Source organism: Streptomyces herbicida, from assembly GCF_032656585.1.
GTDB classification, from domain to species: domain Bacteria; phylum Actinomycetota; class Actinomycetes; order Streptomycetales; family Streptomycetaceae; genus Streptomyces; species Streptomyces herbicida.
The window spans coordinates 106,028-128,265 of the sequence record NZ_JAUYWJ010000001.1 but is presented as its reverse complement, the minus strand read 5'-3'; the positions used below and the strand labels follow the sequence as shown (position 1 = coordinate 128,265).

Annotated in this window: 18 protein-coding genes and 1 pseudogene; 5 read left to right on the top strand and 14 right to left on the bottom strand. The window is 72.7% G+C overall.

Annotated elements, in window-relative coordinates:
* Position 1: 1 nt before the first annotated feature.
* From Q8A52_RS00550 to Q8A52_RS00535, 4 genes are read right to left on the bottom strand one after another with little or no spacing between them, the layout of a single operon-like run.
* On the bottom strand, positions 2–1,951 hold the full coding sequence (locus tag Q8A52_RS00550) for an ABC transporter permease (RefSeq protein WP_316747554.1): 1,950 nt from the start codon (positions 1,949–1,951) through the stop codon (positions 2–4).
* Complete coding sequence (locus tag Q8A52_RS00545; RefSeq protein WP_316747552.1) at positions 1,951–3,039, bottom strand: quaternary amine ABC transporter ATP-binding protein; 1,089 nt, start codon at positions 3,037–3,039, stop codon at positions 1,951–1,953. Before Q8A52_RS00545 ends, Q8A52_RS00550 begins: the two co-directional genes overlap by 1 nt.
* A complete protein-coding gene (locus tag Q8A52_RS00540) occupies positions 3,039–4,577 on the bottom strand; it encodes a GMC family oxidoreductase (protein WP_316747550.1) in 1,539 nt (512 codons plus the stop codon). Before Q8A52_RS00540 ends, Q8A52_RS00545 begins: the two co-directional genes overlap by 1 nt.
* A gap of 49 nt (positions 4,578–4,626) precedes the next feature.
* Positions 4,627–6,147, bottom strand: coding sequence for an aldehyde dehydrogenase family protein (locus tag Q8A52_RS00535; protein WP_316747548.1), 1,521 nt, complete (start codon positions 6,145–6,147; stop codon positions 4,627–4,629).
* 396 nt (positions 6,148–6,543) lie between these two features.
* On the opposite strand from Q8A52_RS00535, the pseudogene Q8A52_RS00530 reads away from it, so the two are divergent.
* A pseudogene (locus tag Q8A52_RS00530) lies at positions 6,544–6,885 on the top strand (MFS transporter); the annotation flags it as partial.
* 59 nt (positions 6,886–6,944) lie between these two features.
* The gene (locus Q8A52_RS00525) at positions 6,945–7,634 is read left to right on the top strand and encodes a siderophore-interacting protein (RefSeq protein ID WP_316747546.1); all 690 of its coding nucleotides are present in this window, start codon (positions 6,945–6,947) and stop codon (positions 7,632–7,634) included.
* On the opposite strand, the gene Q8A52_RS00520 is transcribed toward Q8A52_RS00525, so the two are convergent.
* The 6 genes from Q8A52_RS00520 to Q8A52_RS00495 all read right to left on the bottom strand — a co-directional run bounded on the left by Q8A52_RS00520 (position 7,635) and on the right by Q8A52_RS00495 (position 14,097).
* Positions 7,635–8,882: a hypothetical protein gene (locus tag Q8A52_RS00520; RefSeq protein ID WP_316747544.1), complete on the bottom strand. Its 1,248-nt coding sequence runs from the start codon at positions 8,880–8,882 to the stop codon at positions 7,635–7,637.
* A 133-nt stretch (positions 8,883–9,015) separates the two neighbouring features.
* The gene (locus Q8A52_RS00515) at positions 9,016–10,005 is read right to left on the bottom strand and encodes a malate dehydrogenase (RefSeq protein ID WP_316747543.1); all 990 of its coding nucleotides are present in this window, start codon (positions 10,003–10,005) and stop codon (positions 9,016–9,018) included.
* A gap of 466 nt (positions 10,006–10,471) precedes the next feature.
* Complete coding sequence (locus Q8A52_RS00510) at positions 10,472–11,680, bottom strand: helix-turn-helix domain-containing protein (RefSeq protein WP_316747542.1); 1,209 nt, start codon at positions 11,678–11,680, stop codon at positions 10,472–10,474.
* 263 nt (positions 11,681–11,943) lie between these two features.
* A complete protein-coding gene (locus Q8A52_RS00505; protein ID WP_316747541.1) occupies positions 11,944–12,414 on the bottom strand; it encodes a helix-turn-helix domain-containing protein in 471 nt (156 codons plus the stop codon).
* Between the two features lie 347 nt (positions 12,415–12,761).
* Positions 12,762–13,253: a DUF3017 domain-containing protein gene (locus tag Q8A52_RS00500; protein WP_316747540.1), complete on the bottom strand. Its 492-nt coding sequence runs from the start codon at positions 13,251–13,253 to the stop codon at positions 12,762–12,764.
* Positions 13,243–14,097 carry a bifunctional methylenetetrahydrofolate dehydrogenase/methenyltetrahydrofolate cyclohydrolase gene (locus Q8A52_RS00495; RefSeq protein WP_316747539.1) on the bottom strand — a complete coding sequence of 285 codons (855 nt, stop codon included), beginning with the start codon at positions 14,095–14,097 and terminating at the stop codon, positions 13,243–13,245. Before Q8A52_RS00495 ends, Q8A52_RS00500 begins: the two co-directional genes overlap by 11 nt.
* A gap of 247 nt (positions 14,098–14,344) precedes the next feature.
* On the opposite strand from Q8A52_RS00495, the gene Q8A52_RS00490 reads away from it, so the two are divergent.
* Positions 14,345–14,953, top strand: a complete 609-nt coding sequence (locus Q8A52_RS00490) for a hypothetical protein (protein WP_316747538.1) — start codon at positions 14,345–14,347, stop codon at positions 14,951–14,953.
* A 98-nt stretch (positions 14,954–15,051) separates the two neighbouring features.
* Here the strand turns inward: Q8A52_RS00490 and purH are convergent, their stop codons facing one another.
* Entirely contained in the window at positions 15,052–16,617 is a 1,566-nt protein-coding gene (gene purH / locus Q8A52_RS00485; RefSeq protein WP_316747537.1) for a bifunctional phosphoribosylaminoimidazolecarboxamide formyltransferase/IMP cyclohydrolase, read from the bottom strand.
* Positions 16,614–17,243 carry a phosphoribosylglycinamide formyltransferase gene (gene purN / locus Q8A52_RS00480; RefSeq protein ID WP_316747536.1) on the bottom strand — a complete coding sequence of 210 codons (630 nt, stop codon included), beginning with the start codon at positions 17,241–17,243 and terminating at the stop codon, positions 16,614–16,616. The genes purH and purN overlap by 4 nt, the downstream gene beginning before the upstream one ends.
* A gap of 295 nt (positions 17,244–17,538) precedes the next feature.
* On the opposite strand from purN, the gene Q8A52_RS00475 reads away from it, so the two are divergent.
* Entirely contained in the window at positions 17,539–18,318 is a 780-nt protein-coding gene (locus Q8A52_RS00475) for a hypothetical protein (protein WP_316747534.1), read from the top strand.
* A 26-nt stretch (positions 18,319–18,344) separates the two neighbouring features.
* Here Q8A52_RS00475 and Q8A52_RS00470 read toward each other — a convergent pair whose 3' ends face one another.
* Positions 18,345–20,021 carry a cell division protein PerM gene (locus Q8A52_RS00470; protein ID WP_316747532.1) on the bottom strand — a complete coding sequence of 559 codons (1,677 nt, stop codon included), beginning with the start codon at positions 20,019–20,021 and terminating at the stop codon, positions 18,345–18,347.
* Positions 20,022–20,117: 96 nt separating this feature from the next.
* Here Q8A52_RS00470 and Q8A52_RS00465 point away from each other — a divergent pair, with 96 nt between their 5' ends.
* Entirely contained in the window at positions 20,118–21,233 is a 1,116-nt protein-coding gene (locus Q8A52_RS00465; protein WP_316747531.1) for a helix-turn-helix domain-containing protein, read from the top strand.
* A 94-nt stretch (positions 21,234–21,327) separates the two neighbouring features.
* Here Q8A52_RS00465 and sucD read toward each other — a convergent pair whose 3' ends face one another.
* The gene (gene sucD / locus Q8A52_RS00460) at positions 21,328–22,212 is read right to left on the bottom strand and encodes a succinate--CoA ligase subunit alpha (protein ID WP_316747529.1); all 885 of its coding nucleotides are present in this window, start codon (positions 22,210–22,212) and stop codon (positions 21,328–21,330) included.
* Between the last annotated feature and the right edge of the window lie 26 nt (positions 22,213–22,238).

The following is a 22,238-nucleotide window of genomic DNA, read 5'->3' as shown; positions in this document are numbered from 1 at the left end:
GTCAGGCTCCCTTCCTCGCGCGGCGTTCCGTCGGCTGCGTCACCCGGTCGAGCACCAGGCCGAGGCAGACGATCGCCGCGCCGGCGACGAGTCCGGTGGCCAGGTCGCCCTGGGCGAGGCCGAAGGTGACGTCGTAGCCGAGGGCGCCACCGCCGACCAGGCCGCCGATGACCACGACGGCGAGGACCAGGACCACGCCCTGGTTGACGGCGAGGAGCAGCGCCGGGCGGGCCAGCGGGAGCTGGACCTGCCAGAGCTGCTGGCGGCCGGTCGCGCCGAGCGAGCGGGCCGACTCCAACGCGGCCGGGTCGACCTGGCGCAGGCCCTGCGCGGTGATCCGTACGACGGCGGGGAGCGCGTAGACCACGGCCGCGGCGACGGCCGGGGCGCGGCCGACGCCGAACAGTGCGACGACCGGGATCAGGTACACGAACTGCGGCATCGTCTGGAAGACGTCCAGGACGGGGCGCAGGGCCCGCTCGAAGCGGTCGCTGCGGGCGCCGGCGATGCCGGCCGCGAAGCCCAGGACGAGGGTGACGGCGACGGCCGCGAGCACCTGGGACAGGGTGTCCAGGGACGGCTTCCACACGCCGAGCACGCCGATCGCGGCCATGGCGAGGACCGCGGTCAGGGCGGTGCGCCAGGTGCCGATCACCCAGGCGAGGGCGGCGACGATCAGCAGTACCGACCACCAGGGCAGCCACTGCAGGCCGTCGCGGATCGGGTCAAGGACCCAGGTGGTGAAGTGGCCGGCCCAGTCGGCGGTGCCACCGATGTAGGGCACGCCGGAGTAGAGGTGCGCGGTCATCCAGTCCACGACGTGGTTGACCGGTTCGGCGAGGTTGAAGACCCAGCCGGACGGCCAGTCGAGGCGGCCCGCGAAACGTGCGGCCGGCGCGGCGGCGACGATGCCGAGCGCGCCGTAGGCCCAGGGGCGCAGGTCGCGCTCGCCCACGCCCTCGCCGAGCTTCTCGCCTGCCGCGCCGGTCACCCGGTCCAGGACGACGGCGAGCAGCACGATCGGGATTCCGGCGGCGAGTGCCGCGCCCACGTCGACGGAGGCGAGCGCCTGGTAGACGCGGTCGCCGAGGCCGCCGGCGCCGATCACCGAGGCGATCACGGCCATCGACAGCGCCATCATGATCGTCTGGTTGAGGCCGAGGAGGAGTTCCTTGCGGGCCAGCGGGATGCGGGCGGTCAGCAGGCGCTGGCGGCCCGTGGCGCCCAGCGACTCCACGGCCTCCAGGACCTCGGGGTCGGCGCCGCGCAGGCCGAGCGCGGTGAGGCGGGCCATCGGCGGGGCGGCGTAGACGACGGTGGCGAGGACGGCCGCGGGGACGCCGATGCCGAAGACCAGGACGACGGGGAGCAGGTAGGCGAACGCCGGGAGCACCTGCATGGTGTCCAGGACCGGGCGCAGTGCGCGGTCGAGGCGGTCGGAGAGCCCGGCGGCGAGGCCGAGCAGGACGCCCACGGCCACGGACGCCAGCACGGCGACCACCATCAGCGCCAGCGTCTGCATGGTCGGCACCCACATGCCGAGCAGACCGCAGACCAGGAACGCGGCGGCCGTGCCCAGCGCGAGGCGGACGCCGGCGACCCGCCAGGCGACCAGCGCGCCGAAGGCCGTGACGCCGACCCAGCCCGCGGCCAGCAGCGTTAGGTACACCGCGCGCACGGACAGCACGACCGCGTTGCTGATGTAGCCGAAGAAGTAGAGGAAGAGGGGGTGGCTGTCCCGGTGGTCGATGACCCAGTCGCCGACATCGGTGAGGGGCCGGGAGAGGTCGACGGTGAGGGCGTGCGGCCAGGTTCCGCTCGCCCAGCGGGCGGCCGCGAGGGGAACGAGCACGGCCGCGGCGAGGGCGAGCAGCACAAGCTTGCGGGCCGCGGGGCGCCGGAGGAATCCGGGCAGCGCGATCCGGGGAGCGGCGGCGGTAACCGTGGCCATCAGGCCACCTCCCTGGGCAGCTCCGTTCCGGCGACCACATCGAGCAGCCGCTCGTGGTCCACCACCCCCAGGCACCGTCCGTCGTCCATGACGCAGGCGGCCTTCCCACTGCGGGCCACGGCCTTGATCGCGTCGGCGACGACGGCGTCGGGGGCGAGCGCGCCGGGGTGCTCCGGGCCGCCGCAGTCGCCGGGCCGCATCGCCGTGCGGACCGTCATGACCTGCTCGCGCGGGACGTCGCGGACGAACTCGCGGACGTAGTCGTCGGCCGGGGAGCCGACGATCTCCTCCGGGGTGCCGAGCTGGACGACGCGGCCGTCGCGCATGAGGGCGATGCGGTCGCCGAGTTTGAGGGCCTCGGCCAGGTCGTGGGTGATGAAGACCATCGTGCGGCCCTCCTCCCGGTGCAGCCGGACCACCTCGTCCTGCATGTCGCGCCGGATCAGCGGGTCGAGGGCGCTGAACGGCTCGTCGAAGAGCAGCACTTCGGGGTCGACGGCCAGTGCGCGGGCCAGCCCGACGCGCTGGCGCTGACCGCCCGACAGCTGGCCGGGCCGGCGCTTCTCCAGGCCTTCCAGGCCGACCTTGGCGACGACCTTCTGGGCCCGCGCCCGGCGCTCGGACCTGCCGACGCCCTGGATCTCCAGACCGTACGCCACGTTGTCGAGGACCGTGCGGTGCGGGAGCAGACCGAAGTGCTGGAAGACCATCGCGGTGCGGTGACGGCGCAGTTCGCGCAGCCGGGCGCGGTCCATGGCGCGGACGCTCTCGCCGTCGATGGCGATCGAGCCCGCGGTCGGCTCGATGAGCCGGGTCAGACAGCGCACCAGCGTGGACTTGCCGGAGCCGGACAGGCCCATGACGACGAAGACCTCGCCCTTGCGCACGTCGAAGGAGACGTCCCGGACGGCGGCCGTGCAGCCGGTGCGGGAGCGCAGTTCGGCGGGCGGCAGGGCGGCCAGCTCGGCGTCGGCGGGGACGCGCTCCGGCTTGGGGCCGAAGACCTTCCACAGGCCCTCGACGCAGAAGACGGGGGTCTCGGTGGAGTCGCCGGTGGGCGGCTTGCGGGTGGGGATCGTGAGAGCCATCAGGCCTCACCTCCGATCAGGTCGGCTGCCTTCTCCCCGACCATGAGCACCGCGATCATCGGGTTCACGGCGGTCATGGTCGGGAAGACGGACGCGTCGGCTATGCGGATGCCGTCGAGGCCCCGGATACGCAACTCGGGGTCCACCACGGCCAGTTCGTCGTCGGCCGCGCCCATGCGGCAGGTGCCCGCCGGGTGGTAGACGGTGTGCGCGGCCCTGCGGGCGTACTCGCTCAGCTCCTCGTCGCCGGTGATCTCCGGGCCGGGGCACACCTCGCGCTTCAGCCAGCCGGCCAGCGGCTCGGTCTTCGCGATCTCGCGGGCGATACGGATGCCGTCGACGAGGGTGCGGCCGTCGTAGTCGTCCTCGTCGGTGAAGTAGCGGAAGTCCAGTGCGGGCTTGTCGGCCGGGTCCGCGCTGGTCAGGTAGAGCCGGCCGCGGCTCTTCGGCTTGGGGATGTTGGGGGTCATCGAGACGCCGAACTCCGGCCGCCGGTAGCCGAGGCGCTCCGGGTTGTCGGTGAACGGGACCTGGTAGAAGTGGAACATCAGGTCCGGGCCCGCGTGTTCGGGGTCACGGCGCACGAACAGGCCCGCGTCGGAGTCCATCGCGGAGTTCTCCGGAAGGGGGCCGTGGGTCTCCCAGACGATCACCGACTCGGGGTGGTCGAGCAGATTCTCGCCGACGCCGGGCAGATCGAGCGCGACGGGCATGCCGAGCTTCTCCAGATCCGCCTTCGGGCCGATGCCGGAGTGCAGCAGCAGACGCGGCGAGTCGACCGCGCCGGCGCACAGCAGGACCTCGCTGCGGGCCCGGACCAGGAGTTCCGCGCCGTCCTCGGTGCGCACATGCACGCCCCGTGCGCGGGTGCCGTCCAGCTCCAGCTTGTACGCCCAGGTCTCCAGCAGGATCGTCAGGTTGGGGCGCTTGTCCATCACCGGGTGCAGATACGCGACCGAGGCGGAGGAGCGCTTGTTGTTCTCGGGGTGGTAGGCGAGGTCGAAGAAGCCGGTGCCCTCGGTGAACGGCTTGCGGTTGAAGCCCTCGATGCGGGGGACGCCCAGCGCCTTCTGCGCGGAGTCGACGAAGTCGCGGGCGATGGCGTTCCGGTCCTTCTCGCCGACCGGGACGATGTTGTTGAGCAGACGGGCGTAGTACGCCTCCATCGGCACCGCGCCCCAGCCCTTGGCGCCGGCCGTCTCCCACTCGTCCCAGTCGGACGGCAACGGCTTGAAGGCGATGAGTGTGTTGTGGGAGGAACAGCCGCCGAGGACACGGGCGCGGCTGTGCCGGATGTGGGAGTTGCCGCGCGGCTGCTCGGTGGTCGGGTAGTCGTAGTCGAGCTCGCCGCCGAGCAGACCCGTCCAGCGGCGCAGGGTGAGGACGTCGTCACGGCCGACGTCGCTGGGGCCGCCCTCGATGACGGCGACGGTGACGTCGGGGTTCTCGGTGAGACGGGAGGCGATGACGGAGCCCGCGGTGCCGCCGCCGATGACGACATAGTCGTAGACGTGGGGGGTTTCGGGCGTTTCAGGCATGGGGGTTCTTGCTCCGGAGGGATCGGGGAGAGGGGCCGGGGGCGGGGGCTCAGCCGGCGAACCAGCGCACGGGCTTCGGCGCGAGGTTGTGGTAGACGTGCTTGGTCTCGCGGTACTCGGCGAGACCGGCGGGTCCCAGCTCGCGACCCACACCGCTCTTGCCGAAGCCGCCCCACTCCGCCTGCGGGAGGTAGGGGTGGAAGTCGTTGATCCAGACGGTGCCGTGGCGCAGCCGCCCGGCGACGCGCCGGGCGCGGCCCGCGTCGGTGGTCCAGACGGCTCCGGCGAGGCCGTACTCGGTGTCGTTGGCGAGGGCCACGGCCTCGTCCTCGGTGCGGAAGGTCTCGACGGTGAGGACCGGTCCGAAGACCTCCTCGCGGACGACCTTCATCTCGCGGTGGCACCGGTCGAGGACGGTCGGCTCGTAGAAGTAGCCCGCCTCGGGCCTGGTCGCGGCGGGTTCGGGCCGCTTGCCGCCGGAGCGCAGGACCGCGCCCTCGGCGAGCGCCGCGGCGACATACGTCTCCACCTTGGCGCGCTGCTGCTCGGAGACCAGCGGGCCGCACTCCACGCCCGGCTCGGTGCCCCGGCCGAGGCGGATCCGGCCCGCCCTGCGGGCGAGTTCGGCGACGAAGCGTTCGCGCAGCGGCTCCTCGACGATCAGCCGGGCGCCGGCCGAGCAGACCTGGCCGCTGTGGATGAAGGCGGCGTTGAGGGCCTGGTCGACGGCGGTGTCGAAGCCCTCGTCGGTGGCGCAGGCGTCGGCGAAGACGACGTTGGGGTTCTTGCCGCCGAGTTCGAGGGCGACCTTCTTGACGGTCGGGGCGGCGGCCTGGGCGACCTTGGTGCCGCTGACCAGGCCGCCCGTGAAGGAGACCAGATCGACGTCGGGGTGCTCGGCGAGCCGGGCGCCGACCGAATGGCCGGGCCCGGTGACGAGGTTGGCGGCTCCGGCGGGCAGCCCGGCCTCGACGAGCAGTTCGATCAGGGCGATCGTCGTCAGCGGGGTGATCTCGCTCGGCTTGATCACGAAGGTGTTCCCGGCGGCGAGCGCCGGGGCGATCTTCCAGCTGGCCTGCAGAAGCGGGTAGTTCCAGGGCGTTATCAGCGCGCAGACGCCGACGGGTTCGTGGACGACGACGCTGTGCACGTCGGCCGAGCCCGCGTCGACCACACGGCCGGGGGCCTCGGCGGCGACGAGGTCGGCGTAGTAGCGGAAGGCGTCGGCGACGCAGTCGATGTCGACGCGGCCCTCTTCAAGGGTCTTGCCCGCGTCCCGGCTCTCCAGCAGACCGAGCTCTTCGCGGTCGCGCACGAGGAGGTCGGCCACCCGGCGCAGCAGCGCGGTCCGCTCGGCGACGGGCGTGCGGGGCCAGTGCCCGGTGTCGAAGGCACGGCGGGCGGCGGCCACCGCGAACTCCGTGTCCTTCTCGTCGCCCTCGGCGACCACCGCGCAGGGCAGGGCGTCCGCGGGGTCGATGATCTCGCGCGTCGCGCCGGAGACCGCGTCCAGCCACTCCCCTCCCGCATGGATGGTCGCCGTCGCCCGTCGTGCCGTTCTGTCCGCCATGTTCGGTGATGCCTTCCGTTCCTGTTCCGTTCCCCTGTGTCACATCTGTGTCACTCTCGGGGACGGAGGCCGCCTGCCCCGACCGCCGGATTGCATGCGCAATCGATGCCGGAAAGTGCGCCACCTCACGGAACGTGCGGACAAAACGGTCCAAAAGTAGGCTGACCGAGAGGCGTGTGATCACGGAGGCGACGCGATGGCCCTGAGAACGCCGGCCTGTGCGACCCTGAGCGCCGTCCTGCTCCTGTCTCCCGCCCTGGTCACGGCGGCCACGGCGGACGACGGCGGCCCGAGCGCCAGGGAGCCGGCCGACGAGGCGACGCGCACCTTCCTCGCGGCCCACTCCGTCCATCTGAGACTGACGGACAACAGCGGCGGTGCGCGTGCCGACGGGCCTATGCCGGCTGGCTCCTCGTCATCTCGGCCGGCACCGGACTGTCCATGCCCGCCCTGACCCTCGGCGTCATCACCTCGCTCCCGCCCCACCAGGCGGGCCTCGGTTCCGGTCTCGGCACCACGGCCCGCGAGACGGGCGCGGCCCTGGGCGTCGCGGTCACCGGAACGGTCCTGGCCTCCCACACCGGCCTCATCGACGGCATGGGCCCGGCCCTGCGCACGGTCGCCCTGGTGGTGCCGGCCGCGACGGCCGTCGTCGTCGCGGGGTACGGCGGCCGTCCGGACGCGCGCACTGTCGCGTCCGGCGGGGAACGCGTACTGTCGCGCTCGGCGCCCTCCTGACGCACAACCGCCGCCGCATTCCCATGAGTTGACGTCATTTCCCCGCAAGGAGACTGTCCGTGCCGGCCCTGCTGAACCCCGTCCTCGACCTGCTGATGCTCCGCGGCACCGTCACCGAGGCCGAACCCGTCGCCGCCCGTATGCGGCGCCTGCGCATCGAGGGCGGCGCGCTCGCCGGGCTGACCGTGCGGCCCGGACAGCAGGTACGGGTCCTGGTCGGCGGCGCGCTGACCCGGCGTACGTACTCTGTGTGGCGCCACGATCCCGCCGGCGCCGTCGAGTTGTGCGTGCTCGACCATCCGGGCGACGGACCGGGGGCGCGGTGGGGACGGGCCGCCGGGGTCGGCGACGAGGTGCGGCTGGGCCGGCCGGAGGGGTCGTTCGTACTGCGTCCCGAGGCCGCGCACCATGTGTTCGTCGGGGACGAGACGGCCTCGGTCGCCTTCGGGGCCATGCTTGCTGCGCTGCCGGACGGGGCGCGGATCTCGGGGTGCGTCGAGACGGAGACGGCGGCGGACCGGCTGCCTCTCGCCCATGCCGGACGGCTCGACTGGCTGGTCCGCGGGGGAAGTTCACTGCCGGAGGCGGTACGGCGGCTCGGCCCCGCGCCCGGCGGCGTGGCGTACGTCGCCGGGGAGGCGCGGACCGTGCAGGCGGTACGGCAGGTGCTCGTCCGGGAGGCGGGCTGGGACCGGCGCGCGGTGCTCACCAAGCCGTTCTGGGCGCCGGGCAAGCGCGGGCTGGAATGATCACTGTCCGCACTGGGAGTCCGCCGGGCAGAAGGAGGCCACGGCTGCGTCGAGCGGCTCGCGGACCTGGTCGGCGGACAGTTCCCCGGGGCCGCTGGAGCGGATCGCGTAGAGCGTGCCGTCGGCCGCCTGGAAGCGGTGGTCGATGACCTGGCGGGCGCCCTTGTCCTTGTCGTCGTAGCGGTACGACAGCTCGACCCAGGTGTCGCCCGAGGTGCGGTTGCCCGCCTGGTAGCCGGGCTGGTTGGAGTAGCCGTAGGTGGAGTCGTTCTCGGCCAGGTCCAGGGACTCGGCCGGGGTGGACTCCGACAGCTCGAAGATCTGCAGCTGGCGGCCGTCGGACGGGGAGTCGTAGAAGACCACCACGGCCTTCTCGCCCCGCTTCTGCCGACGGGTCCAGCCGTCGGGCACGTTGAGCGTGTAGCCGACCGGGTCCTGAGCGGTGCGGTAGCCGGCGGCCGGCAAAGAGGCGGGCGTCGAGGCCGGCGGGGTTTCCTGCGGGGTCTCCTGCGGGCTCTCGGGGGTCTGTGACGGGAGCGAGGTTCCCGGCGTCGAGGCTCCGGCGGAGACGCTCGTGGAGGGGCTCGCCCCGGTTCCGGTGCCGTCGTCGCGGTTGAGGAACCAGACGCCGAGACCGGAGCCTGCGGCGACGACGATGACCGTGACCACGAGGAGCACCCGGCCGGGGCCGCGCCGCGGGGCGCCGGGCGGGGTGTACGGATGGGCCGGGAAGGACGCAGCCGGGACCCAGGCCTGGGGCTGCTGCGGCTGGAGCTGTGCCTGGGGCTGTACATAGGGCTGTGCGTGGGGCTGTGCCTGCGGCGGCATCTGCGGTGCCATGTGGGGCGGCGTATGGAACGGGGGTGCCGGCGCGCCGACCTGGGTCTCGGCGGACGCCCATGGGGGTGGCGGCGGGGGTGGGGTGGCGGCGGGGCGGCGGTCGGCCGAGAGCCCCGGGGGCCCCTGGGTGACCCCTCCGGCCGGCCACGGCGGCGGCCCCTCGCCCGCGCCGTGTGCGGTGGCCGGAGGCGGCGGGTCGGCCGCCGCACGGGCCGCCTCGTCGTCCGGGCGCGGGCCCGCCCATGGCGGCGGTGCCGGGTCCGTACGGGTCTGGGCCGACGCCCACGGGGGCGGAGAGTCCGGCCCGTGCGCGGACCAGGCGGCCTGGCCTCTCTCCTCGCTCGGCTCGTGCTCCGGCCCCGAACCCGAGCTGTGGCTGTCCTGACCGCTGCCGTCCCATTCGCTCATCGCGAACCCCCCGAATCACCCTGCTGTGTACCGCTCTTGACGGTAGCGGCGAAAACGGGCGCGGGCCCCGTTCCGGAAGAAAACCGGAACAGGGCCCGTGCGGGCTCGTGACAGAAGCGGACTGCCGGACGGCTCAGATGAGGCCGAGGGAGCGGACCGCCTCGCGCTCCTCCTCGAGCTCCTTGACGGAGGCGTCGATGCGGGCGCGGGAGAACTCGTTGATGTCCAGGCCCTGGACGATCTCGTACTTGCCGTCCTTGGTGGTGACCGGGAAGGAGGAGATCAGACCCTCCGGGACGCCGTAGGAGCCGTCCGACGGGATGCCCATGGAGGTCCAGTCGCCCTCGGCGGTGCCGTTGACCCAGGTGTGCACGTGGTCGATGGCGGCGTTGGCGGCGGAGGCGGCCGACGAGGCGCCACGGGCCTCGATGATCGCGGCACCGCGCTTGGCGACGGTCGGGATGAACTCCTCGGCCAGCCACTTCTCGTCGTTCACGACCTCGGCGGCGTTCTTGCCGGCGACCGAGGCGTGGAAGATGTCGGGGTACTGGGTGGCGGAGTGGTTGCCCCAGATGGTCAGGCGCTTGATGTCGGCGACCGTGGAGCCCGTCTTCTTCGCGAGCTGGGTCAGCGCGCGGTTGTGGTCGAGGCGGGTCATCGCGGTGAAGCGCTCGGCCGGTACGTCCGGGGCGGCGGCCTGGGCGATCAGGGCGTTGGTGTTGGCCGGGTTGCCGACGACCAGGACCTTGATGTCGTCCGCGGCGTGGTCGTTGATGGCCTTGCCCTGCGGCTTGAAGATGCCGCCGTTGGCGGAGAGCAGGTCACCGCGCTCCATGCCCTTGGTGCGCGGGCGGGCGCCCACGAGGAGGGCGACGTTGGCGCCGTCGAAGGCGACGTTCGGGTCGTCGCTGATGTCGATGCCCTGCAGGAGCGGGAACGCGCAGTCGTCCAGCTCCATGGCCGTGCCCTCGGCGGCCTTCAGGGCCGGGGTGATCTCCAGGAGGCGCAGCTTGACCGGCACGTCCGCGCCGAGCAGCTGGCCGGAGGCGATGCGGAAGAGCAGGGCGTAACCGATCTGGCCGGCCGCGCCGGTGACGGTGACGTTCACGGGAGTGCGGGTCATGGCGTTCTCCGTATGACAGCTGACGGTGGGGCGTCCCTGCCCCTGGGGTACGGGATCCCCGCCCCGGCTTGTGGCCGGTGCCCGCCGCGATGATCGATCACGGGTGAATGATCGATCTCTTGGCGTCAAGAGAGATCCAGCGGTCAGGCTATCGCGCCTCCGGCATCCCGCACGGCCGGGTCGGTGTGGCCCGTCCCACAGAGTGACAAAAGGAGGCGGCCGCCCGTCCGGGAGAGGTGAGACGAAGGCGGCCGCCGTTTGGGGGTACCGGTTTCCGGACTCCCGTGGGGGTACCGTTCGCGTGCCCAGGATCCGGCCGCCCATGCATGTCTCACGGGATCGTTTTCCGGCCGTCCCGGAAGATCGTTCTCCCACCGTCCCACCGGGCCGGTTCGCCGGCCGGCACGAGGAGCCGTGCCGGCCGTCGCCCATCGAAGGTGAACGTTTCTACTCGGTGCACCCCGTTCTACTTGGTGCACCCCGTCTGCCCCGAAGCCAGCGTGGCGCACGCCTTCGCCTCACCCGCGTCCTTCACGGCCACCATCGGGGTGTACGCGATGGTGTCACCGGGGGTCGTGATGTCGCCGCTCTCCTTGACCTTGCCCACGGTGACGCGGACCTGGTCGCCCTGCGCGGCCCCGGTGATCCTCCCCCAGGCCGCGCCACAGGTCTTGCTGTAGCGGACCTCGAGGACGGCCCCGCCGACGGCGGCGGACTTGGCGGTGGTCACCAGGTCGCCGCTGCACCCCATGCTCTCGGCGTCCTTGCCGGTGCAGCCCGCACCGCTGCACTTGACCCCGGCGGGCAGGCTGGCGTTGGTGCTGGCGGACGGGGAGGGCGACTTGGCGGAATTCCCGTGCTTCTTGCCACCGCCCTGGTTGAAGAAGAAGACGGCGGCCACGACGACGGCCGCGCCGACGACGCCCGCGAGGAACATCGTCAGCCGCCGCCTGCCCGCGCCCGTCGCGCCGGAGGGGCCGCCCGGACGCGGAGCCCGGGGAGGTTCGCCGTACGGGCCCGGAGTCGCCGTGGTCCGGCCGGGGCCCTCCGGGGAGGACTGCGCCGGAGCCGGCCCCGTGGCCTCGGGCTTCGCCGCCTGGCCGGAGGGCCGTCGGCTCGTCGGCGACGGGCCCTCGTACCCGGCGAGCCCCCAGGAGTTGGTGCCACTCGGCTCGGAAGCCTTCCCGGCCTCCTCCCGGGCGTCGGCGTCGGGTGCCGTCGGCTGGGGCGGGATCGTCGGGGACACACCCGCCGGTCCCGCGATCCCGGGGCTGACGGTCGCACTGCCGCCCTTGCGGGCCGTCTTGCTTCCACCGGCGCCCGCGGGAGGCCCGCCGAACTCCCCCAGCGCGGCGCGCGCCTGGGAGATCCTGATCGCCTCCATGGTCATGTCGTGGCGCATCTCCGAACGGCTCCAGGCACGTTCGGCGAGTTCCCACATGGTCGTCAGGTGAATGGGATTGGTGCCGGTGACCTCGGCCAGCGCCACGATCGCACCCTTGGGCGCGAGCAGTCGGCCGTTGAGATAACGCTCCCAGGACGTCTTGCTGTAGCCCGTGCGGTCGGCCAGCGCCGCGATGCTCAGCCCGCTGCGGTCCACGAGCCGCCGCAGTTGGCTTGCGAACTCCCTGACCTGCGGATCGAGTTCATCCGGCAAGGCTTTCCAACGAGGCATCGATTCCCCCTCTTTCCCCCCTGTTGGTGCTGTTCTGTTCCCCGCGCCTTCCCCTGTGCCGCGTGCGCGTGGCGCCCTCCGCCAGTCCCCGTTCTGGCTACCCACAGGGATGCGTCCCCTAAGGATCGCAGTTCCCGGGAAGGGGGCGCACGGGAGCAAAGGGCCCGTTGGGCATGCACCGTTGCACGCCGGCCTCTTCGCGGTCCACCGGACCGTCCCGATTGGACACGTTAGCCCGATTATGCGGGCTTGGGGCACTCAGGTCAGCCGAAGACGAGGGCTCCGACGACCGCGACGAGGAGCAGGGCGAGCAGGAGTAAGACCGCGGACAGCAGCACGCCTCCGGCCGGTCGGGGCGGCCGTTCCTCCTCCGGCCGGTCCCACCAGGGAAGCGTGGGGTCGTCCTCGTAGTCCTCGGCACCGCCGGGTCCCCCGGAGCGTTCGGGTGCCGTCGCCGGGCGGGGCCAGGCCTTGACCGCGAGTTCCCAGCGCACGGCGTGCCGTTCGGCGTCCGGGCCGGCCACGTCCGCGACCCGGCACAGCGCCTCGACGGCCTGCCGGGGCGGCGGCTGGACCGCGTTGAGGTAGCGCTGCCAGGAGGACTTGCTGTACGCGGTGCGCGCGCCCAGCGCGACCAGGCTGAGGCCGGTGCTGTCCTTGAGGAGCCGCAGGTGTTCGACGAAGTGCCGTACTTCCGGCGGGAGCTCGTCCGGCAGCGGCTGCCAGCCGCCCATCGTGCACCTCCCGGCATGCTTCGGCTCTTCGGTTCGCCCGCTCTGATCGGGTGACGATGCCGGGCGGCCGGTCGGTTCCCGTGGCAGTGACCTGGATCCGGTCACGTAGCGGAACGGTCACCTCCGTGCCACAGCGCACTGACAGGCGTTGAACAGGCCGATCCCGGTGCAGGAGTGTGGGTCGTGGCGGTGGTCCGTCCCTGCTCGGGGGAGGGGACGGGCCACCGTTGCGGAGCTCCGCTTCCGGGCGTCCGCCCGCCCTGAGAACGACCGTGGCCCGCGCCCCTCGGGGGAGGTGCGGGCCACGGTCGCGTCGTACGGGCCACGGTCGCGTCGTAACGGGGAACCTAGTTCTTCATCGTGAAGTGCAGGGTGTCCTTCAGGAACGGGATCTCCAGCCAGGGCCTGGGCTGGGCCATCATCGCCAGCAGGACGATCGCCAGGCCCAGGACGCCGTAGGTGACGATGTCCGTGAAGCGGGAGCGCACGGCGAGCATGCCGACACTCGGCAGGACCCAGCGCATCACCGCACCGGCCAGCAGGGCGGCGCCGATCAGCAGGGTCCCGTAGCGGAACACGTCGAGCGCGGTCAGCAGCAGGCCGATGCCGACCGCCGACAGCACGACGAGCATCGGCCACTGCCGGGCGGGCGCCGGGGCGTCGCCGGGAGCGGCCCGGCCGCCGCCCTCGGGGCGTGCGGTGTCCCGGGTGAACAGCGGGAAGCGGCGCGTGGTCCGCCTCGGGCGGCCCTCGGCGTCCGGCGCGCTGATCGCGTCACGGACCGTCGGCTCCGCGTCTCGGGGCGTCCTGGGGGTATGGAGATCGTCCTCAGCCGGCACTGCGCTCCGCCGCCTCGACCACGTTGACGAGCAGCTGCGCACGGGTCATCGGACCCACGCCGCCCGGGTTCGGGGAGATCCACCCGGCCACCTCGGCCACGTCCGGGTGGACGTCGCCCACGATCTTGCCCTCGGCGCTGCGCGAGACGCCGACGTCGAGGACGGCCGCGCCCGGCTTGACGTCCTCGGGCCGGATCAGATGGGCGGAGCCGGCGGCCGCGACGATGATGTCCGCGCGCTTGAGGTGGGCGGAGAGGTCACGGGTGCCGGTGTGGCACTGGGTCACGGTCGCGTTCTCGCTGCGCCGGGTGAGCAGCAGCGGCATCGGGCGGCCGATGGTGACACCGCGGCCGACGACCACGACCTCGGCGCCCTTGATCTCCACGCCGTAGCGGCGCAGCAGGGTCAGCACGCCGTTCGGGGTGCAGGGCAGCGGGGCCGGCTCGTTGAGCACGAGACGGCCGAGGTTCATCGGGTGCAGGCCGTCCGCGTCCTTGTCCGGGTCCATCAGCTCCAGGATCCGGTTCTCGTCGATGCCCTTGGGGAGCGGCAGCTGGACGATGTAGCCGGTGCAGGCCGGGTCCTCGTTCAGCGCCCGTACGACCGCCTCGATCTCCTCCTGCGTGGCCGTGCCCGGCAGCTCGCGCTGGATGGAGGCGATGCCGACCTCCGCGCAGTCGCGGTGCTTGCCGGCGACGTACTTCTGGCTGCCGGGGTCGTCCCCGACCAGGATCGTGCCGAGGCCGGGCGTGACGCCCTTCTCCTTCAGCGCCGCCACGCGGGCGGTCAGATCGGACTTGATCGCGGCTGCGGTGGCCTTGCCATCGAGAATCTGGGCGGTCATGCTCCCATCCTCGCGGATGACGGGCTCCGGGTTCCAATCCGGGTCCCGATCATGGACACCCCATGATCAATGATGTTGCACTTGCACAACACATAGCGAATGCGGCTGGACAAGTAAGAGCCCGCTAAAGAACGATGAGCACACAGTGCCGCGGGCAGTACCGGGGGGACGGACCGCATCTGTAGAACTCTCCTCCGCACCGTGCCGCGCGTCGTCCCCGCACTTGAACAACGGAGGAAAGACCGCCATGAGCTTCGGCGACCCGAACAACCCCTACGGCCCGCCGCAGGGCCAGCAGCCCGGTTACCCGCCCCAGCCGCCGCAGGGCCAGCCCGGGTACGGCTACCCGTCCACTCCCCCCGCCCAGCCCGGCTACGGCTACCCCGCCGCCCCGCCGGTCCAGCAGCCGTACGGCTACGGCATGCCGATGGAGATGCCGGGCCTGATCAAGACCGCCCGCGTGCTGCTGTTCATCGTGGCCGGATTCCAGTTCCTGGCCGGCATCATCATCGGCATCGCCGGCGCCGCCCTGCAGGACGGCTCCAACGCCCTGGGCTCCGGCGACGACACCAGCACGGCGACCGGCCTGGTCGTCCTGATCGCCCTGCTGATGCTGGCGCTGGGCAGCCTGTCGATCTTCCTCGGCGTGAAGTTCAAGAACGGCGGCAGCGGCATCCGCATCACGACGATCGTGTACTCGTCGCTGATGATCCTGGGCAGCCTGGCCAACATCGTGAACGGCGGGGGCGGTTCGGCCACCTTCGGCGGCATCATCTCCCTCGCCATCGGTGGCATCGTCCTCGCGGCGATGGTCAACGGCGCGGCCTCGACATGGTTCAACCGCCCGAAGTACTGAGCCGGTACGGAACCACACACAGCCAAGGGCCGTGTCCCGCCCCGGACGGGGGGACACGGCCCTTGTGCGTTCCGGACGCCTGCGTCGTCCGGCCGTGCTCAGTGGAAGAAGTGGCGCGTGCCCGTGAAGTACATCGTCACGCCCGCCTTCTTCGCGGCCTCCACGACCAGCTCGTCGCGGACCGAACCACCCGGCTGGGCCACGGCCTTGACGCCGGCCGCGGTCAGGATCTCCAGTCCGTCCGGGAACGGGAAGAACGCGTCGGAGGCGGCGTACGAGCCCTGGGCGCGCTCGGCGCCGGCCCGCTCGACGGCCAGCTTCGCGGAGTCGACCCGGTTGACCTGGCCCATGCCGACGCCGACCGAGGCGCCGTCCTTGGCGAGCAGGATGGCGTTGGACTTGACGGCCCGGCAGGCCTTCCAGGCGAAGGCGAGCTCGGCCAGCTCCCCGGCGGAGAGCGCCTCGCCGGTCGCGAGCGTCCAGTTGGCCGGGTCGTCGCCGTCGGCCTGCAGCCGGTCGGTCTCCTGGAGCAGCACGCCGCCGTCGATGGCCTTGACCTCGACCGGGTTGGCGGGGGCGCCGGGGGCCTTGAGCACCCGGATGTTCTTCTTCTTGGCGAGGGCCTCCAGGGCCCCCTCCTCGTAGTCGGGCGCGACGATGACCTCGGTGAAGATCTCGGCGACCTGCTCGGCCATCTCCTTCGACACCGGGCGGTTGACCGCGATCACGCCGCCGAACGCCGACAGCGGGTCGCACGCGTGGGCCTTGCGGTGCGCCTCGGCGACGTCCGCGCCGATCGCGATGCCGCAGGGGTTGGCGTGCTTGATGATCGCGACGCACGGCTCGGCGTGGTCGTACGCGGCACGGCGCGCGGCGTCCGTGTCCGTGTAGTTGTTGTACGACATCTCCTTGCCGTGCAGCTGCTCGGCCTGGGCCAGACCGCTGCCACTGCCGTCGACGTAGAGCGCGGCGGGCTGGTGCGGGTTCTCGCCGTAGCGCAGGGTGTTCTCGCGCTCCCAGGTGGCGCCGAGGAAGTCGGGGAACTGCGACTCGTCGACGGGGGCGTAGGAGGAGGCGAACCAGGAGGCGACCGCCACGTCGTACGCGGCCGTGTGCTGGAAGGCCTCGGCGGCGAGCCGCTTGCGGGTGGCGAGGTCGAAGCCGCCCTCCTTGACCGCGGCGAGGACGTCGGCGTACCGGGCGGGGCTGGTGACGACGGCCACGGACGGGTGGTTCTTGGCGGCGGCGCGGACCATCGACGGCCCGCCGATGTCGATCTGCTCGACGCACTCGTCGGGCGAGGCGCCGGAGGCGACGGTCTCGCGGAACGGGTAGAGGTTGACCACCACGAGGTCGAACGGCTCGACGCCGAGCTCGGCCAGCTGCCGCCGGTGGTCCTCCAGGCGCAGGTCGGCGAGGATGCCCGCGTGCACCTTCGGGTGCAGGGTCTTGACCCGGCCGTCCAGGCACTCGGGGAAGCCGGTGAGCTCCTCGACCTTGGTGACGGGGACCCCGGCGGCGGCGATACGGGAGGCGGTGGACCCGGTGGAGACGAGCTCCACGCCGGCCTCGTGCAGCCCGCGGGCGAGCTCCTCGAGCCCGGTCTTGTCATAGACGCTGACGAGCGCGCGACGGATGGCCCGCTTGTTGCTCTCGGCGGTCACTGGATAACTACCTTTCGTCCCTCAATGCGATAGCCGTTGCGGGCGATCCGCCCCACGACCTCGACGAGCAGCCTTCGCTCGACTTCCTTGATGCGCTCGTGCAGAGCGCTCTCGTCGTCCTCGTCCCGGACCTCCACCACGCCCTGAGCGATGATCGGTCCGGTGTCGACGCCGTCGTCGACGAAGTGGACGGTGCAGCCGGTGACCCTGGCGCCGTACGCGAGCGCGTCCCGTACGCCGTGGGCCCCCGGAAAACTGGGGAGGAGAGCCGGGTGGGTGTTGACGAACCGCCCGCCGAAGTGCGCGAGGAACTCCTTCCCCACGATCTTCATGAACCCGGCGGAGACGACCAGGTCGGGCTCGTAGGAGGAGACGGCCTCGGTGAGCGCGGCGTCCCACTCCTCCCGGGTCCCGTAGTTCTTCACCTTCCGCACGAAGGTCGGCAGCCCGGCCCGCTCGGCCCGCGCCAGCCCCTCGATGCCGTCGCGGTCGGCGCCGACGGCGACGATCTCGGCGCCGTAGGCCTCGCTTCCGGTGCGCGCGATCTCGTCGAGGAGCGCCTGCAGATTGGTGCCGGATCCGGAGACCAGCACGACGAGGCGCTTGGCCACGGGCTTGGCGGCCACGGTGGGGCCCTTTCTCGGGGGAGCGTCTAACGGCGGCCGGGCCCGTACGATTATTTGTGCATTCGTACGAATGCTTCGCGCCCCTGGATACGGGGAAGTCTACGAAGCGGCCGACCGCCAGCAACGATACCGGCACACGGAACGGGCCCCCACGGGACGGGTGCGTGGCCGGAAGGTAGCGTCTGGGAGGGAGCGGGCTCGGGAACGCGGTCGTCGTGCGGCGCGTTCACGCAGTGACAGCTCACGTCAGACGGGTCGTACCAGCCGTATACATCTAGGGGAAGACGCTCACTTGATGCCGGACCGCAGCCTGCGACTTCTCACGTTCCCCCCGCAGCCGGCGCTGGGAGGGGAGCGTGGTGCCGTGCTGCGCGAGCGGCCGGCCTCGCCGCCCGAGGCGCCCTCGGGCCGGGAGAACGGCAACGGCGACGGGCAGGGCGGCACACCGCAGGACGACAACCCGTTCGCGCCGCCGCCGGAGGGCACCCCGGACCGCCCGTGGCAGCCGCGGCGCCCCGCACCGGGATCCTCCGACGAGCACGACTCCCCCTGGGGCAACCAGTGGAGCGACCGCCAGCCCGGCCGCTCCCCCGGCGGTTTCGGCGAGCGCCCCGGAGGCGGTCCCGAGGATCCGGGCGGCGGACCCGGCCAGGGTCCCGGCCCGGGCATGCGCTGGGACCCCACGGACCCCGCCCAGCGCCGGGCCCGTTACGCACTCCTGTGCGGCATGTGGGCTTTCTTCTTCGCCCTCTTCAGCTGGCCCTACGTGGCCCTGCTGCTCGGCTCCCTGGCCATCTACTGGGGCGTGAGCGCCCTGCGTGCCAAGCCCCGCACCCCGAACCCGGACACCCCCGCGTCTGAGCAGACCGGCCGCCCCCAGACCACGGCGGCCGTCAGCGGCCTGGTCACGGCGTCCCTGGCGCTCGCCCTGGTCGCAGCGACCTTCACGGCCCAGCTGGTCTACCGCGACTACTACACCTGTGTGAACGACGCCCTCACCAACCAGGCCAAGCAGTCCTGCGACCAGCTGCTGCCGCACGAGCTGCGGGGACTGCTGGGGACCGGCAAGGGCTGACACCCGGCCTCCCGGCGCCGGGCCCCTCACGCGGTGTCCGCGTCCGGAGCGTCCGGTTGGGCCGAGGCCTCCTTGAGGGCCGCCCAGCGAGCCGCGCGCGATGTGTCGTCGTGGTGCCAGGTGAGGTCCTGCGGGTCGCCGGCCGGCAGGAAGCCGTACGCGGCTTCCGTGTTGTCGACGGGCAGGAAGTCGTACGCGTCGTACGCGGCTTGCGTGCCGTACGACTGCGCCCCCCTCGTGCCGAGCGCGTCCTTCGCGTCGTGCGCCTCTTCGGCGTGCGGCTCGCGCGCGGGCGGCGACGCGGGCTGCGCCGGCAGCTTTCGGGCCGAGACGATCGCGGCCGGTACGGCTCCCGGCTCCCGGGAGCGAAGGCCCCGCAGCCGCCAGGCCCGCAGCCCCAGCACCACCGGAACGGCGACGACCGTGATCCAGGCCGCCGTGGCGAGCCCCGCCTGCCACCACACCGGACCGAACCGGGCGAGCGCGGCGACCCCCAGCGGCCCGCCCGCGAGCTCGGCGAGCGTCGCGAACACGAGCGCGCACACCCCGGCCGCCATCACCGCCGCCCCGGCGGTCCGTGCCGCCGACCAGCCAGGCACCCGGCGCCACGCCTTCCCGGCCCCGCCCCCCGGCTCCCCCCGCCGCACGGCCACCCGCACCGTGAACCACGCCACCGTCACCCCCGCCACCACCGGCACCGCCCCGGCCGCCCAGTTCAGCGGCCCGCCGGCGCCCGCCTCCGGCACCGCCGCCAGCAACGGGAACGGCGGCAGCAGCGGCGCGGGATTCGAGGCGAGCGGGTTCACCAGGTGCCCGGTCCCGAGCGCGAAGCCGGGGCCGAGGGCATAGGCCGCCGACCACACCGCCGCGTTGGGAGCCAGGGCCGCGCACAACAGCAGGACCGCGAACTGCCCCGACCAGCCCTCCGTCAGCTGGCCGAAGGACGCGCGCGCGGGCCCGCCGTGCCCCACCAGCGACACCAGGAGCAGCAGCGCCCCGCCCCCGAAGAGCACCACGGTCCCGGCACCGGCGGCCCGCACGGCCGCGATCAGGCCCGCCCGGCCGACCGGCCCCAGGAGCCGTCGGCGCACCGCCCCCGGCAGCGGCACCAGCACGCTCAGCACCGGCTCGCGCGGACGGCCGTACGCCGTCCACACCCCCACGCCCGCCGCCCCCGTCGCGACGAGCGGCAGGCACACCGCCACCCACCCCCACTCGGGCCGCAGCGCACCGCCGGAGGCGTACAGCGCGGCGCAGCCGCCGACGGCGAGATAGCCGAGGACGACGCCCGCCCACGCCGTCTGCGCGTCGACCGGCGGTGGCCCTTCGGGTTCGACGGGCGCGTCCACCGCGTCGCGCGCCGCCCGGTACACCAGCAGCACCGGCAGCACCAGGAGCAGCAGCGGGGTCACGCCCATGGGCGCGGGGGCGCCGGAGAGCGTCTCGGTGCGCACCAGCTCGACACCGTGCGCGAGGAGCCACAGCGCACCGGCGATGTGCAGGGCGCCGCCCGGCCCGCTGTCGGGGTAGGGCGAGCTGATCCACAGCACCATCACGGGCACGGCGAACGAACCGAGCCCGAGCCCGGCCGCGAGCGCCCCTTCGAGGACGCTCGCGCCGAGTCCGGGGGACCGGTCGCGCATCCGGGTGAGCAGGGGGGACAACGACAGTCGGCGAACGGTCATCTGGGGCACGACCGCCATGCTCCCAACGACACGCGCTTTCCCGTCGTAACGGGCGAACCCCCGAAGTGTCGCTCAATATATGTTTATGTACTTTTTCGCACGAAGGGGCGCACGGTGACACAGAGCCCTGAGAGCCCGCTGCCACCGCCCAAGGAACGCCGACGCCTGCGCGAGTCCCGGTCGCTGACGCAGGCTCAGGTCGCCGAGCGGATCGGCGTCAGCCGCGAGACCGTACGCGCGTGGGAGACCGGCCGCACCTCCCCGAGGGGCGAGAGACGGGAGGCGTACGCCCACCTCCTGGCGTCGCTCGCGGCGGACGCGGCGAACCCGGCCGGCCCAATGGACGAGGCGAAGGCGACGGGCCGTCAGGAGGCCATGCCTGCCGGGGAGGACACCGCGCCCCAGCCCAGGATCCCCGCTCCGGCCGCCCCCTCCCTGACGCCCGCACAGGCATTCGATGCCCTGTACGCGTTCTGCGCCCCCGCCCTCGTACGCCAGACGTACCTGCTCACCGGGCGGCGCGAGCTGGCCCGGGAGTCCGTGGAGCGCGCCTTCCAACTCGCCTGGCAGCAATGGCCGGAGGTGGCCCAGGACCGCGATCCGGCGGGCTGGGTACGGGCGACGGCGTACGAGTACGCCCTGTCCCCCTGGCACTCCTTCCGCCCGCGCTACCGGCACCCCGAGCCACCGCCCGCCGACGCCGCCGACCGCACCCTGCTGCACGCGCTCCTGAAGCTCCCGCCCTCGTACCGCCGCACGCTGCTGCTCTACGACGGCGTCGGCCTCAACCTGCCGGAGACCGCGGCGGAGACGGAGGCGAGCACACCGGCGGCGGCGAACCGGCTCACACACGCGCGGGCCGCGCTGGCCGAGCATCTCCCCGAGCTGTCGGACCCCGTCGCGCTCCACCGGCGGCTGGCCGAACTCGCCTCCACGGAGCGGCTGCGGGCGCCGCAGCCGACGACGGTCCGGACCCTCGGCGAACGCAGGACCCGGTTCTGGACCCGGGCCGCCATCGCCTTCACGGTCGCCATCATCGGCGCGACCTCACTCACGCTGCGCACCGCGCCGACCCGGTACGAGGCACCGCTCGCCCCGGCGCAGGCGGTTCGCGGGGTTCCGCCGAAGGCCGCGCTGGGTCCGCTGTCCAGCGCCGAACTGCAGCTGCGGGCGAAGCTGCGGGCGGCCTCGGCGCGCGGACCGGAGAGGGTACTGCCGCTGCCCCGGTGAGCCCGTGCGCCCCCGGCATGCGGAAGGGCCCGCACCCCCGTGAGGGTGCGGGCCCTTCCCCGGTGATCCGGGGTGCCGGCCGGCCGGGCCGTGCTCAGTCGCCGAGAATGGCGCGGGCGAGCTTCGCCGTCTCGGTCGGCGTCTTGCCGACCTTGACGCCGGCGGCCTCGAGGGCCTCCTTCTTCGCCTGGGCGGTGCCGGACGAACCGGAGACGATGGCGCCGGCGTGGCCCATGGTCTTGCCCTCGGGGGCGGTGAAGCCCGCGACGTAGCCGACCACCGGCTTGGTCACGTTCTCCTTGATGAAGGCCGCGGCCCGCTCCTCGGCGTCGCCGCCGATCTCGCCGATCATGACGATCAGGTCGGTGTCGGGGTCGTCCTGGAAAGCGGCCAGGGCGTCGATGTGCGTGGTGCCGATGATCGGGTCGCCACCGATGCCGACGGCCGTCGAGAAGCCGATGTCACGGAGCTCGTACATCATCTGGTACGTCAGCGTGCCGGACTTCGAGACCAGGCCGATACGGCCCGGCTTGGTGATGTCGCCCGGGATGATGCCGACGTTCGACTGGCCCGGGGTGATGATGCCGGGGCAGTTCGGGCCGATGATGCGGGTCTTGTTGCCCTTCTTGCCGGCGTACGCCCAGAAGGCGGCCGTGTCGTGCACGGCGATGCCCTCGGTGATCACGACGGCCAGCGGGATCTCCGCGTCGATGGCCTCGACGACCGCGTCCTTGGTGAACTTCTCCGGCACGAAGATGACGGAGACGTTGGCGCCGGTCTTCTCGATGGCCTCGGCGACCGTGCCGAACACGGGTACCTCGGTGCCGTCGAAGTCAACGGTCTGACCCGCCTTGCGCGGGTTCACGCCGCCCACGACGTGGGTGCCGTCGCCCAGCATGAGCTTGGTGTGCTTCATGCCCGTGGCGCCGGTCATGCCCTGGACGATGACCTTGCTGTCCTTGTTGAGCCAGATAGCCATGGTGTGTTGGTGTCCTCGTCCTGAGT